Source organism: uncultured Pontibacter sp. (assembly GCF_947495565.1).
In the GTDB taxonomy this organism is placed as follows: domain Bacteria; phylum Bacteroidota; class Bacteroidia; order Cytophagales; family Hymenobacteraceae; genus Pontibacter.
The window spans coordinates 155960-169954 of the sequence record NZ_CANLZM010000005.1 but is presented as its reverse complement, the minus strand read 5'-3'; the positions used below and the strand labels follow the sequence as shown (position 1 = coordinate 169954).

Annotated in this window: 14 protein-coding genes; 2 read left to right on the top strand and 12 right to left on the bottom strand. The window is 48.7% G+C overall.

Going from position 1 to position 13995, the window contains the following annotated elements:
- Positions 1-62: 62 nt before the first annotated feature.
- Positions 63-1217 (bottom strand): AI-2E family transporter, encoded by a 1155-nt coding sequence (locus Q1B04_RS08700; RefSeq protein ID WP_299758148.1) that lies wholly within the window; start codon positions 1215-1217, stop codon positions 63-65.
- Between the two features lie 70 nt (positions 1218-1287).
- On the opposite strand from Q1B04_RS08700, the gene Q1B04_RS08695 reads away from it, so the two are divergent.
- A complete protein-coding gene (locus Q1B04_RS08695) occupies positions 1288-2184 on the top strand; it encodes a DMT family transporter (RefSeq protein ID WP_299758145.1) in 897 nt (298 codons plus the stop codon).
- A gap of 65 nt (positions 2185-2249) precedes the next feature.
- Here the strand turns inward: Q1B04_RS08695 and Q1B04_RS08690 are convergent, their stop codons facing one another.
- The 11 genes from Q1B04_RS08690 to lpdA form a co-directional block, all read right to left on the bottom strand.
- On the bottom strand, positions 2250-3632 hold the full coding sequence (locus Q1B04_RS08690) for a DEAD/DEAH box helicase (protein WP_299758142.1): 1383 nt from the start codon (positions 3630-3632) through the stop codon (positions 2250-2252).
- 481 nt (positions 3633-4113) lie between these two features.
- On the bottom strand, positions 4114-5136 hold the full coding sequence (locus Q1B04_RS08685) for a YpdA family putative bacillithiol disulfide reductase (RefSeq protein WP_299758140.1): 1023 nt from the start codon (positions 5134-5136) through the stop codon (positions 4114-4116).
- 88 nt (positions 5137-5224) lie between these two features.
- Positions 5225-5497, bottom strand: a complete 273-nt coding sequence (locus tag Q1B04_RS08680) for a hypothetical protein (RefSeq protein ID WP_299758137.1) — start codon at positions 5495-5497, stop codon at positions 5225-5227.
- A 113-nt stretch (positions 5498-5610) separates the two neighbouring features.
- On the bottom strand, positions 5611-6132 hold the full coding sequence (locus tag Q1B04_RS08675; protein ID WP_299758135.1) for a GNAT family N-acetyltransferase: 522 nt from the start codon (positions 6130-6132) through the stop codon (positions 5611-5613).
- A gap of 72 nt (positions 6133-6204) precedes the next feature.
- Positions 6205-6573, bottom strand: a complete 369-nt coding sequence (locus Q1B04_RS08670) for a response regulator (protein WP_299758132.1) — start codon at positions 6571-6573, stop codon at positions 6205-6207.
- A 10-nt stretch (positions 6574-6583) separates the two neighbouring features.
- On the bottom strand, positions 6584-7435 hold the full coding sequence (locus Q1B04_RS08665; RefSeq protein ID WP_299758130.1) for a hypothetical protein: 852 nt from the start codon (positions 7433-7435) through the stop codon (positions 6584-6586).
- Between the two features lie 17 nt (positions 7436-7452).
- Positions 7453-8040 (bottom strand): carboxymuconolactone decarboxylase family protein, encoded by a 588-nt coding sequence (locus tag Q1B04_RS08660; protein WP_299758128.1) that lies wholly within the window; start codon positions 8038-8040, stop codon positions 7453-7455.
- A gap of 156 nt (positions 8041-8196) precedes the next feature.
- Positions 8197-9315, bottom strand: a complete 1119-nt coding sequence (locus Q1B04_RS08655) for an acyl-CoA desaturase (RefSeq protein ID WP_299758126.1) — start codon at positions 9313-9315, stop codon at positions 8197-8199.
- An 83-nt stretch (positions 9316-9398) separates the two neighbouring features.
- Positions 9399-10511 (bottom strand): acyl-CoA desaturase, encoded by a 1113-nt coding sequence (locus tag Q1B04_RS08650; protein ID WP_299758123.1) that lies wholly within the window; start codon positions 10509-10511, stop codon positions 9399-9401.
- Positions 10512-10828: 317 nt separating this feature from the next.
- Positions 10829-11587 carry a hypothetical protein gene (locus Q1B04_RS08645; protein ID WP_299758120.1) on the bottom strand — a complete coding sequence of 253 codons (759 nt, stop codon included), beginning with the start codon at positions 11585-11587 and terminating at the stop codon, positions 10829-10831.
- 139 nt (positions 11588-11726) lie between these two features.
- Positions 11727-13121: a dihydrolipoyl dehydrogenase gene (lpdA, locus tag Q1B04_RS08640; RefSeq protein ID WP_299758118.1), complete on the bottom strand. Its 1395-nt coding sequence runs from the start codon at positions 13119-13121 to the stop codon at positions 11727-11729.
- Positions 13122-13323: 202 nt separating this feature from the next.
- On the opposite strand from lpdA, the gene Q1B04_RS08635 reads away from it, so the two are divergent.
- Positions 13324-13932, top strand: coding sequence for a tetratricopeptide repeat protein (locus Q1B04_RS08635; RefSeq protein WP_299758115.1), 609 nt, complete (start codon positions 13324-13326; stop codon positions 13930-13932).
- Positions 13933-13995 lie beyond the last annotated feature (63 nt).

The following is a 13995-nucleotide window of genomic DNA, read 5'->3' as shown; positions in this document are numbered from 1 at the left end:
GAAACGGTTACTAACAAAGCTACGAATTTACAGGCAAAGAGGTAGGCCTAATACCAGATGCCTTACTTCTGCCGTGGCGGTTTCACCTTGTTCTGCCGCTCCAGCTCCTTCCGGGCACGCTCGTTTTTCTGGCGCAGCACCGGCACTTCCATCGAGCTTTGCTCCGGCCTCTCATCCCCGAAAAGCACGCCCCACTGTTTAAAGTCCTGGGTTCTGTCAAACACCACTTTAAGCACAGCTATAATCGGCAGCGACAGGAACATGCCAGCAATACCCGCTATTTCACCGCCAATAATAACGCCTACGATAGTTGCCAACGCGTTAATCTTAACCTTTGAGCCTACAATACGCGGCATCAGAATGTTATTATCCAGAAACTGAACACCCGCAATGGTACCAAGCACGGCAAAGATCGGCCACAGTTCAGCAGAAGATGCCAGCGTGAGCAGCACCCCGATAATGTTGCCGAGCAGTGCGCCTACATAAGGTATCAGGTTCAGGAAGGCAAAGATCAGCCCTATCAGCAGGGCGTGCTTAATACCGATGATCAACAGAATGCCGCCCAGCAGCACCGTCATGTAACTTACCTGTATCAGCAGGCCAAACAGGTAGCTTTTGATGATGACCTGCATTTCGCCCAGCGTTTCGGCCACTTTCTCGTGCCTCTCCGGCGCGAACCATAGAAAAACAAACCGCAGCAGCAGGTTCTTGTAAAACATCAGCAGAAAAATATAGATAGGCAGCAGCCCCAGCAGGATAAACAAAGAGGTAACTGACCCGGCAGCCCCGCCAAGTATAGTTCCGGCGTAGTTAAGCAGGGCATTGCTTTGCTCTTTTATAAAGTTGAGTTGTTCTTCGGTAGAGAAAGGAGTGCGTTTCTCTACCCAGGAGCTGAGTGCGTTCAGGTGGTTGGTAACATTTTCCTGGATTACCGGAAAGTCAGATATCAAGCTGCCGATCTGGTAAGAGAAGAACCAAATAATGAGCCCGAAAACAATCGCTAAGGCCAGAATACTAATGGCGATAGAAAGTATATCCGGAAACCTGTGCCTCTGAAAATAGCGGTGAAGCGGCAGGAGCATAATGCTTATAAAAAAGGCCAGCAGCAGCGGCGTAAGCAGACCTTTGGCCAGCACAATGATCCACCCCAGGAAGAACACTCCCATTATCTCCACCGACCTTCTTACTGTAAGCGGCATATCGTTCATAAAATTCATATCTCCTGGTAAAGCGAGTTTAAGATTGTACATATACGTGCCGAAAAGATTTTGCACGTACCTTTGTTGTATGAACAAACAATTGCAGGTGCATGGAGCGCTCTTTCTGGTGGCGTTAATATACGGGAGTAATTACAGTATTGCTAAAGCAGTGATGCCGGCATATATGGGGCCATTCGGCCTGATCGTGATTCGGGTGGTATCGGCGGCTATTTTCTTTGGCTTTTTTACACGGCTTATCACAAAAGAAAAGATTGTAGGTTGGGCGGATAACCTGCGGGTTATACTATGCGGCGTAACAGGCGTGGCGGTAAACCAGCTGTGTTTCTTTGCCGGGCTTAATTTAACGGCGCCTATCAATGCGGCTCTGCTGATGGTGATTGTGCCGGTGGTGGTGCTGGTGTTTTCGGCCATATTGCTGCGCGAGCGCATCAGCACGCGCAAGGTTTCAGGTATTGCCCTGGCTTTTGTAGGCGCGTTCCTACTGATTTATACTTCCAGCAGCGAGCATACTACCGGTAACTTGTGGGGCGATTTGCTCATTATTCTCAATGCCACCTCCTTTGGTTTATACCTGGTGCTGGTAAAGCCGCTGATGCAAAAGTATAACGCCCTTACTGTGGTGAGCCGTATTTTTACGGTGGGTGCTGTTATCGTTATTCCGTTTGGCTGGCAACAGGTGCAGGCGCCTGACTACAACTCCTTTCCGGACTCTATCTGGGTAGCCATCGCTTTTATGGTGATTGCGGTTACCATTATCGCGTATCTGTTTAATACCTGGGCGCTGCGCTATGCCAACCCATCTTTGGTTGGCGCCTATATTTACCTGCAGCCGGTGCTGGCTATTGTTATTGCCATAAGTGTGGGCAAGGATGTCTTTACCATCGAGAAAGCTTTATACGCGCTCCTTATATTTGCCGGGGTCTACCTGGTGAGCCGCACCAGGCAAACCGCAACGGAAGTATAGTCTTATAAAGTATAAAGTCCTGCCAGATCATCTCCGGCAGGACTTTATACTTTATAAGACTATACTTAAGCGTTTGTCTTTGGCTTACTGCTGCTCCAGCGTCTGTTGCCGCCACCGCTATTGCGGGGGCCACCTGCAGGTCTGTTGCTGTTGGCACTGCTGCTGCGGCTTTGGGTACCGTTGCTGCTACCGGCGCTGCGCTGCTGGCCTTCACCGGACGGCTTATTGCCCCAGTTACCACGACCGCCTCTGCTGCCGCCTTTTTTCTTCTGTTCTTTTATAGTGCTGGCTGCCTCAGCAAAATCTTTGGCAGTTAGCGGGTACGGGTGGTTATCAATCACCGGCACGTTTTTAGAGATCAGCTTTTGGATGCTGGCCAGGTAAGGCACTTCATCAGCTCCGCAGAACGATAGCGCAATGCCGCTTGCCCCTGCCCTACCTGTACGCCCGATGCGGTGCACGTACGTTTCAGGTTCGTTTGGCAGCTCGTAATTTACCACGTGGCTCAGGTCGTCCACATCAATACCACGCGCGGCAATGTCGGTAGCAACCAGTACACGTGTTTTACGAGACTTAAAGTTGTCCAGCGCTCTTACGCGTGCGTTCTGTGCCTTGTTACCATGTATGGCCTCTGCGGTTACACCGGCACTGGCAATATCTTTGGCTACTCTGTCGGCGCCGCGTTTGGTACGGGTAAACACCAGCACGCTCTCCATCTCCTCATCCCTGAGCAGGTGCAGCAACAGCTTGCGCTTGTCCGGGCCCTTCACGTAGTATACCGACTGCTGAATGGTGTTAGCTGTAGACGATACCGGCGTTACCTCCACCTTGGCAGGGTCTACCAGTATAGTATCAGAAAGCTTCATGATTTCCGGTGCCATAGTGGCCGAGAAAAACAGCGATTGCTTTTTCTCCGGCAGCACTTTCAGCACCTTCCTCACATCATTCACAAAACCCATATCCAGCATGCGGTCTGCCTCATCCAGCACAAAAAGCTCAATATGCTGCAGGTGCACGTACTTCTGCGCCATCAGGTCCAGCAATCGGCCGGGTGTAGCCACCAGAATATCTATGCCGGCACGCAGGGCGTCGGTTTGCTTCTTTTGCGGCACACCGCCAAATATCACAGTATGTTTCAGGCCGGTGTGCTTGCCATAGGCTGCAAGGCTATCGCCAATTTGCAGGGCCAGCTCACGGGTTGGTGTAAGTATAAGTGCTTTGATCTTTCGCTGTCCTTTGTCATTTCCCTGGTTTTCGTGCAGCAACTGCAGAATCGGAATAGAGAAAGCCGCTGTTTTACCGGTGCCTGTCTGGGCGCAGCCTAGCAGGTCTTTTTTCTGAAGTATAAGCGGGATTGATTTTGCTTGGATGGGGGTTGGGGTAGTGTATCCTTCTGTTTTAAGAGCTTTTAGGATTGGCTCTATCAAATTAAGATTCTCGAATGTCATTCAATGGTTTTTCAAATAAAACCGCGCAACGCCATGTGCGCTGCTTTCACGGTAAGGTAGCCGGAGTTTGAAATAGTGCAGAAACTGCAAAGAGGCCATTCCCGACCGGTGTTGCTCTCATCAACCTAAAAAAAGCTTTTATAGTTTCAAAGGCGCAGAAAGCAAGCTACAAAGATAGAGCCAAGTTTACTCTGTTCCTAACTTGGCAAGTTTTATACTTTGGGTGGATGATCTTGATGCTTTTGAATGCCGAGCTGAGATTTTTATCGGAGAGGCAAGTATAACGCCAAATGCCTCCTGCGAGCTTTCAGTCCGTGGTTTGACATGAGGGTAAGTCTTCAGCTTACGATAATTAGCGGCATCTATACTTTCGCAAGCTGAAAGCTTGCCTTAAAAGCTGAAAGCTCGCGGCAGTAATAAGTAAGTATGTAGAACCATTGTTAGATGCAGTAGCTGCTATAATATTAAAGGAGGTTCTATTTTATACTTTCTCCACCTCCTGTAGCTCCTGCTTGATGTGATCTACTATTTTTACGGCGTGCTCGCGCGAGTTTTCAATAAACCATACCCGCGTGTCCATGCCGCCGCACACTACGCCTGCCAAGTATACGTTTGGCAGGTTCGTTTCCATGGTTTCGGGGTTATACTGCGGCAAGCGCTTCTCATCCTGACTCAGCTGCACACCTATTTTCTCCAGAAAACTGAAATCTGGTTGGTACCCTGTCATGGCCAGCACAAAATCATTCTCCAACGTCACTTTGCCGTCCGGCGTTTGTATATCCACCTCATGCTCACGCACCTCTGTGATGCTGGAGCTGAAATAAGCTTTTATGTCGCCTTCTTTGATGCGGTTCTCCAGGTCGGGTTTGGTCCAGTACTTTATACTTCCTAGCTCCGGCTGGCGCACTACCAGCGTCACCTCGGCTCCTTTACGCCAGGTTTCCAGGGCAGCATCGGCGGCAGAGTTGTTGGCGCCCACCACCACTACTTTCTGACGGAAATAATAATGCGGGTCAAAGTAGTAGTGACGCACTTTTGGAAGGTCCTCGCCGGGCACGTGCAACAAATTCGGGATGCCATAAAAACCTAGCGCCACCACTATATGGTGTGCCTTATAACTGCCTTTGCTTGTACTAATGCGGTACAAACCGTCTTCAGGCTGCAGATGCTGCACTTCCTCAAACAGGTTGATGTGCAGGTTTGCGGAATCGGCTACACGACGGTAATACTCCAGCGCCTCGGCACGGGTCGGTTTTGCGTTAAGCGAGGTAAAAGGTATCCCTCCAATTTCCAGTCGCTCCGAAGTGGAGAAAAAAGTCATGTTGAGCGGGTAGTTGTAGATAGAGTTGACAAGGCAGCCCCGCTCCACAATCAGGTAGCTCAGCCCCTTCCGCTGCGCCTCCAACCCTGCAGCGAGCCCAATCGGCCCGGCTCCGATAATGAGTATGTCGTGAGTTGTCTCCAATATTCTATCCTTTCTAAAGGCACTAAAGTACGCCCGCATTTACAACAGGCAGTGGTAAACTTTGGTTTAATGTATGTACATTAACTAGATTTCCATGCTTATTGTCACAGAAGCGCACTTATAAAACTCATTCTCTATTATCCTTTCCCTCTGAAATTTGTTCTATAACCTGCCAGGTGTTATCCTTTTTAACCGCTCTCCCTGTTAAAGATATCCTGCCGCTGCGCCCATGTATAGTGATTAGATAATCTAGTGTATCCTTATTACGCTGCTTGCTGTTGTACTCATATTCATAACTTTCATATCCACCTATAGAAGCCATTTTAGCCTCATCTTTTTTGTAGCTATCTACTATGTCATTGAAAAATTGAGGAGAACTAGGGTGGGACAAAAACTCCATAAGTATTAGTCCAGCCACAATAAAGATTCCCCAGTATACTTTGTGTATAGTTGGCATTGCTATAGTATGTTAAATCTATACTTATTTTACACCTCACACTAACGGCTATACTTCTACAGCTCCAACTTCATCACGAACATGCCTCTGTAGGCTGGCTTCATCTGCTCGAAAGGCAAGGTATGCGTGCCGCACTTCACAAAGCCGTTCTGCTCATAGAAATCTACCGAGCGGCTGCTGTCCATCGCTTTTAACCATATTATGCGCTTGTTATACTGGGCTGCAACTGCTTTCGTAAACCGGACAACCTCCCTGCCAATTCCTTTGCCTGAGGCAGATTTAAGCAGGTATATCCGTTCCAGCTCCAGCGCCTCCTCTGCCGTGTAATTCTCCAGCGCTTTGTGCAGGTTCAGCTTCAGGAAACCGACCAGTTCTGCTCCGGAATAGACAAAATAAAACGCGGCATGCGGATCTTTGAGCTCATCCAGCAACGTTTGCTTATTGAAACTACGGTCTACATACCAGGCTCCGCCATCAAGCCACAAGTATAAATAATGATCGTTGTAAGAGCGTATAGCTATTTTATGGAGCTCCTGCAGGTCCTGCAGCTGGCATGGCCTTAATTCAACTGAATGCATACTTATTGTTTGTATATACAAACATAACCACAAAAAAGAGCAGCTGCCAGTTTATACTTTAAAAGTTGCGGATCAGACCAGCTCACCCTCCTGCAGAATCTCCTCCAGCAGTTCTTCCTCAACGGGTTTTACCAGGAATCGGGCGACATTGGTAAACGATTTTGAGCGCTGTATGTCCAGCTCACTTGTGGATGAAGTCAGAATGTACACTTTCTGGCTCATGTTCCGGGCCTGCATTTTCTCCAGAAACGCCCAGCCGTCCATCTCAGGCATGTTCAGGTCCAGGAAGACCAGGTGCGGATCCAGTTCTTCGATGGCTGAGAATGCCTGCACCGGGCTGGTAAAATCATGCACGCAGTAAGCAGGATTTACGCTTTTTATAGAATTGACCATGATGAAGTTAAAAATCTCCATGTCATCCACCAGTACTATCCTTTTCATTCTAATTTTCTTAAGCTTTTAATTCTATCAAGTCTGCGGTTGATTTCTCGATTACCTCTTTCAGGGCTATATCCAAATCCTGCGCCGATGTTTTCAGGCGCGGTAAAAAGTTCTGCCGGACTTCCTCTAGCGGCCATTCACGCATTTCAAGCAGGTTTACCAGTCCCAGCACCCGGCTTAGCGGCTCCCGCACGTTGTGGGCGTTCAGTACAGACACCTCCAGGAGCTTTGCATTTTTAGCAGCCACTTCTTTGGTGCGCTCAACAATAACTTCCTGCTGATACTCCACAATAGAGGAGATAACCTGGTTCTGCTCGTTAATTGTGTCCAGCGCGTGCTGCAGCCGCTTGTTCTTTTCGTCCAGCTCCTGCAGCAGGCACAACTCGAACAGTTTTGCCTCCAGGTTCTCGGCCACCAGCTTCAGGAAATTGATATCTTTTCGGGTGAAGAGGCGGCTCTTCCCTGCCAGCACCGACACCACAATGTGCCTGTTTTCATCATTCTGAATTACCCAGCCCCACAGCTCCGGCAGCTCCTCGGCTGGCTGGCTATAATCTTGGGGCAGCTGCAACTCCTGCAGGTTTTGCCAGTGCCGCGGCACCCGGCGCTCCAGCAGCTCTTCCTCAAATGATAAAAAGCTAGCGTGCCCCTGCTTTGTTATGACAGCTCCTGCGGCTGTTACCTCGAGGTGCAGGTAAGTATTACCCCGGCAATAGCTGGCCCTGAAAACATGGAAGTTAAAGAGGTACTTCAGGTTTAACCGAAAAGACGCTGCCACGGCCTCCAGCGTGCGGCAGCACATCAGGCTGTTCGAAAACCTGGAAAAAGCCTCGTAGGTTATCCTGTATACCTGGTTTTCCACCGTCCGTTTTTCGCTTTTTAAAACTCAGCCTCGGCCAGTTCGTTATCGAGCTTTATGCCGGAAATGGTGGCAATTGTGTTCAGCATGTTCACTAGGTCTGCCTGCGCCATCAGCTCCTGCACCTCCGAGTCTGTGAAACCCTCCTGCTCCAGCTCCAGAAAATCCTCATCAGACAGCTGCTGAGTATGCAGCGCCGCTTTCGTTACCAAACGGATGGCTGTTTTGTAGCTGTTTGGCAGCAGCGGCGAATCCAGGTTGGTTGCCTGGTAGCCTTCTTCGGTGCTAATCATCGCGCTCATACTATCGGCAAAAATTCCGTGTGCCTGTGCGCAATAATCGCAGCCACGTAGGTTAGATACGTTGTAGATGATCAGCTGCTTGAGCACGTTCGGCACTTGCCCCTCTATGAGCGTTGCTTTTAATTTGGCCCAGTTGCCCCGCAAAAGCGTAGCGCTATTGCCCTGGCACTTAAACCAATTTAGTACAAAAGGCAGCTGCAACGTTTGCATGGTGTTGTCATAAATTGCCTGCACTTCTGTTCCTGCCTCGCTGTAATCCACCAGTTGGTAACGGCTCTTAGTAGCTGCGCTTATAGTATTGCTCATAAAAACATATCATTTTGAATATATAAAATTAAAGAATATTTCTGAGTAGGTTGTGTTACATAGATCAAAAAATTATTCAGGAAAGTATATAGCAAGACAGGCGGCGGGAAAGCTTTCCCGCCGCCTGTCTTGCTATGATTTTAATAGTGTTTATACTTAGGCCATTACCTCGCTTAGCCGGGGCAGCTGCAGCCTACCGAAGCGGTGCAGCGTAGCTAAATGCGACCGCACGGCCTGCACAAATGTTTCGCTCTCAAGGTACGGAATATTATACTCTGCGGCAGTCTGCTTCACAATATCGGCAATAGCGGGGTAATGCACATGCGATATGCGCGGGAACAGGTGGTGCTCTACCTGAAAGTTAAGGCCGCCTACGTACCAGGACAACAGCCTGCTTCTGCGCGAGAAATTGGCAGTAGTGTTGAGCTGGTGGATAGCCCAATCGTTCTCTATGGTGCCATTCTCGCCAGGCAGCGGATGGCTGGTGCCCTCCACCGTGTGCGCCAACTGAAACACCGTGGAAAGTATAATTCCGGTTACAAAATGCATCAGCAGGAAGCCACCCAGAACTTCAAGAAACGGTATTCCGAAAACAAGCGTCGGTGCCACAAGCACGCAAAAGAAATACAGCACCTTAAATGCTACAATCTTCGCGAAGGCAACCCTGTTCTTTGCTTTTGAGTTGGCATTTACGCCGCTTTTGATATATTTAAAGAACTGAACGAAATCCTTCAGAATAACCCAATACAGCGTAAGCAGCCCGTAAAACAGAAATGCATATGCCCACTGGATTTTATGGAAGAACTTTACTTTGGTGTGTGGGGAGAAACGCATAAACACGATATCGTCAATATCTTCGTCCATATCCGCCACGTTGGTATAAGTATGGTGCAGTATATTGTGCTGCAGCTTCCAGTTAAAAGCCGAGGCGCCTAGCAGATTCACAGAATGCGCCATCAGGTAATTTATGGTTTTGTTTGTGGAGAAGGCTCCGTGGTTGGCGTCGTGCATCACACTCATGGCAACGCCCGCCACGCCTATTCCCATCACAAACCAAAGCAGCAGACTTACAAACAAGCCCGGCGTAAAAGCCAGCAGCCCCGCAAAGGGCACTAGGTAAAGCAGCAGCAGTATAATACTTTTAGTCAGCAACGCATTGTTACCGGACTTAGATAGATTGTTTTCAGTAAAATAGGCGTCTACACGTTTGCGCAGCGTTGGGAAAAACAGGCTTTTGTCTTTGTTAACGAATTTTACTTTGCCTTTTAATTTCATTTAATAAACTTCATAATTGGTAAAATCGGCCCTTAAGTTAAAACTTTCGAGTCCCTTAAAAAAACCTTGGCATTTTAAAAATGCTAAGCAATTGCCTCATTAATGTTCGGTAACCTGCCAAAGCGGTGCAAGGTAGCAATATGAGAGCGTACGGCCTTTAAAAACGTTTCGTTTTCGAGATAAGGGATATTAAACTCGGCAGCTGTTTCCTTTACGATATGCGCGATAGCCGGATAATGCACATGGCAGACACGCGGAAACAGGTGGTGCTCTATCTGGAAATTAAGGCCGCCCACGTACCAGGACAGCAGCTTGTTATTCCGCGAGAAGTTAACCGTTGTGTTTAGCTGATGGATGGCCCAATCATTCTCGATGTTGCCATGCGCATCAGGCCTTGGGTGACTGGTGCCCTCCACCGTGTGCGCCAACTGAAACACCACTGTAAGTATAATACCCGCCACAAAGTGCATCAGCAGAAAGCCAAGCAGCACCTCCAGAAAAGGAATCCCGAAAAACAGCGTGGGCACCGCTAACACTACAAAAAAGTATAGCAACTTCATTATTACAAGCTTCAGAAGCATGGATTTGTTTTCTGAAGCAGTGTTGACATTTACTCCATTTTTAATAAAAAGACCATACTGCACAAAATCTTTTGCCACTACCCAGTACAATGTAAGCAGCCCATAAAACATGAAGGCGTACACCCACTGCAGCTTATGGAAGAACTTTACCTTAGTATGCGGCGAGAATCGTAGCACCAGCCTGTCCTGAATGTCCTCGTCCATCTCCACTACGTTGGTGTAAGTATGGTGCAGGATGTTGTGCTGCAGCTTCCAGTTAAAGGCCGACCCGCCTACCAGGTTCAAAGTATGCCCCATCAGGAAGTTAACTTTTTTATTGCTGGAGAAGGCGCCGTGATTGGCGTCGTGCATTACGCTCATGCCAATACCGGCCACGCCCAGACCCATTACAAACCACAGCAGCAGGCTAAGTGGCCAAGCAGGCTGTAGCGCCAGAATGGCCACAAACGGCAGCACATACATTAACAGCAGCACCACGCTTTTCACGACCATGGCCGTGTTAGCCGTTTTAGGGATATTGTTCTCTTTAAAATAAGCGTCTACGCGCTTGCGGAGGGTAGCGAAAAAGAGGTTTTTATCTTTGGATACGAATTTTACTTTGCCTTTAAGCTTCATGTTTGGGTAATGGTGTGATGAAAAATAAACCCACACAAAGCTAAAAGAGCAGAAGAGTGAATCGTTGATAAAAGAACCTCTAGCTTAAGATTCGGTGTAATTAAAGCCATAACAGTGCCAACTTGCCTACAGCATCTACAGCAGTACTATAATAAGGGCTGTAAAAGGCGTACAAGTTAAGTATAATTAGTGAATCTGGCTAAACACACTGCTTCTATGCAAAACGAAAAGTTTTATAGATTCTTGTAAAAAGAAAGACGAGCCGTTGCAGCTCGTCTTTGTAAATCAGTAAACCCAGGAAGAAAAGACCTCAAGCCTTAAATATACTTTCCGGCACTGGTGCTGAGTTTTACTTTGTGGCGTATAGCGCCGTTAAACTCCTCCTCCATCTTTAGCACCTCATGGCCTTTTTTGCTGATCCAGAAGATAGCATAGTTTCCGTTGCCATACTCGGTGCGGAGTTTCCAGCAATCGGTCTGGGTATTCCCAGGCGTCGGGATTTTCTCTGAGCCGATTACCTCATAGAGTTTCTCTGCCGGGCCGGGCCTGCTGCCGGGGTGGTAAAAGTTGATGCTGTACACGGTATTCGCCTTCAGCGGCAGCGTTTCGAAAAACTCCAGGTCCAGCTCCCAGTTAAACGCCTGCTCCGGCGATTCCACTTTAAACCCCTTAAAGGCATTGTGCTGCGTGGTATCCGAGCCTACTACCTGCCCCTGCCGGAACTCGAACGCAGCCGTGCCTCTGAACGAGGTGCTGGTGTGGTAAACCGGAGTGAAGTCGCTTTCGCAGATAGAGAAGATCCTGCGGTTGGTGGTGCTATCGGCCCCGACCCAGCTCTGCCGTATAACCAGGCGATCTTTGCCTTTATACTTTTCGAGGCGCACATCGCGGTTCCAAAGCGACTGGCTGAGCACGTCCGGCTTATCGGGCTTCCGGATCGTGACCATGTACTGCCGCAGGCCAGGCTTGAGCTGGTGCATGCGCAGATCCGCTGCTTTTATTTGCAGGGTGTCGGGTGTGGCATTGGCGAGGCCGTACCAGAGGCAGGCTCCTACCAAAATGAGTGATTTCTTCATAGTTTATAGGTATAGTTAGGTCGTGTATGCACTGCGGCAGCGCCGGCAGCGACTACAAGTTTCAACCATATCCCATAAAATAAAAAGGGGTTGGCCGAATTTTCGACCAACCCCTTTTTTGTATCGCTATACTTTCTGTTTACAGGTGTATCACCTCATCGTAAGCGGCAGCGGCGGCTTCCATAATCGCTTCGCTCATGGTTGGGTGCGGGTGCACCGACTTGATGATCTCGTGGCCGGTAGTCTCCAGTTTACGGGCAACCACCACTTCTGCAATCATCTCGGTTACGTTTGCGCCAATCATGTGCGCGCCCAGGAACTCGCCATACTTGGCATCGAAAATCACTTTCACGAAGCCATCTTTAGCACCGGCAGCACTTGCCTTACCAGACGCTGAGAACGGAAACTTCCCAACTTTAATCTCAAGGCCTTGCTCACGCGCGGCTTTCTCGGTTAAGCCAACAGAGGCAATCTCAGGAGAGCAGTACGTACAACCCGGTATGTTGCCATAGTTCAACGGCTCCGGATCGTGGCCTGCAAGTTTCTCCACGCAGATAATACCTTCGGCAGAAGCTACGTGCGCCAACGCTGGGCCTGGCACGATGTCACCGATAGCGTAGATGCCATCCACGTTTGTTTTGTAGTACTCGTCTACAATCACGCGGCCTTTGTCTACTTTGATGCCAAGCTCTTCCAGGCCGATGTTCTCCAGGTTAGTCTGGATACCTACCGCAGAAAGTACGACCTCAGCCTCCAGTGTTTCCTCGCCTTTGGCAGTTTTAACTTTAACCTTGCAGATATCACCGCTCGTGTCCACAGCCTCAACAGACGAATCAGTCATGATGTTGATGCCTGACTTACGGAGAGACTTAGACAGCTGGCGCGATACTTCCTCGTCCTCTACAGGCACGATGTTTGGCATGTACTCCACAATCGTCACCTTCGTGCCCATCGCGTTGTAGAAGTATGCAAACTCCACCCCAATGGCACCAGAACCAACTACCACCATGCTTTCCGGCTTTTTATCCAGCACCATTGCCTGGCGGTATCCGATGATCTTCTTGCCGTCTATTGGCAGGTTAGGCAGCTCACGGGAGCGCGCACCAGTTGCGATAATGATATTATCAGCCTCTACTGTGCTTTTCTTGCCTTCTGCATCTGTAACCTCCAGCTTGCCTTTGGCTACTACTTTACCAGTACCCATAATGGCATCAATCTTATTCTTGCGGAACAGGAACTGGATACCTTTGCTCATGCCGTCGGCTACACCGCGGCTGCGCTTAATCACTTTATCAAAATCAACAGAAGCCTCTCCTACAGAAATACCATAATCTGACGCGTGGTTGATGTACTCAAAAACATTTGCGCTTTTCAGCAGTGCCTTAGTCGGGATACAGCCCCAGTTCAGGCAGATGCCCCCCAGCGACTCGCGCTCGATAACACCTACTTTCATACCTAGCTGCGAGGCACGAATTGCGGCTACATAGCCACCCGGGCCACTACCCAGCACTACTAAATCGTATTTTGATGCCATAGTATCTTAATTATAGTTGACAGACAAAATTAAACGATAATCCCAACTCTACAAAACCACCTTTTACCCTTCTGATTATTAGCACAATGGCTGCATCACCATGGCACCAGCAGGCCTCCATACTATAAAAATCCTAATTATATTTTGAGGATGCGCAATGCTGCCGTATTTTAGCCCCTGAAAGTATAAATTACCATTGCTTATGCTGAGAATTTTACCCCTATTACTTTTTTTCCTGATTGCCTTTAATTCTGCTGCACAGCAAACTGCAACAGAGCTCTTTAGGAGCGGAAACGAGAAATTTAAAGCCGGCAGGTACAATGATGCCATACAGCTCTACGACCAGGTGCTGAAACTGGAGCCAAAGCATGCCCCTACCCTGACCAACCGTGGCGTGTCAAAAGACCGCCTGCGCGACTACAGAGGTGCGATTGAAGACTTTACAAAAGCCATAGCCGCTGATGCCAAGTATACGGAGGCATATTTGAGCCGGGGCCTTTCGAGGTACAACCTGCGCGACTACAAAGCCTCCCTTCAGGACTTTAACAAAGGCATAGAGTTAAAACCAAAGGACGCCAGAGCCTACAACAACCGCGGTTTGGTACGTTATGCGCTTAAAGATTACCGCAACGCTATCACAGATTACTCCAAAGCCATAGAGCTGGACAAGGAGTATGCAGAGGCCTATTATAACCGCAGCGCACCACGCTACAACATCGGCGAAAAAGCCAACGCCTGCCTCGACTGGACGAAAGCAAAAAACCTGGGCTTGAAGGAAGCTGAACCATACCTGAAAAAGTACTGCAAGTAAGCTCAGTACTTGAGATTGAATAGTATGATTTCTATACTTGGAGAGACGCAAATTTTGCGTCTC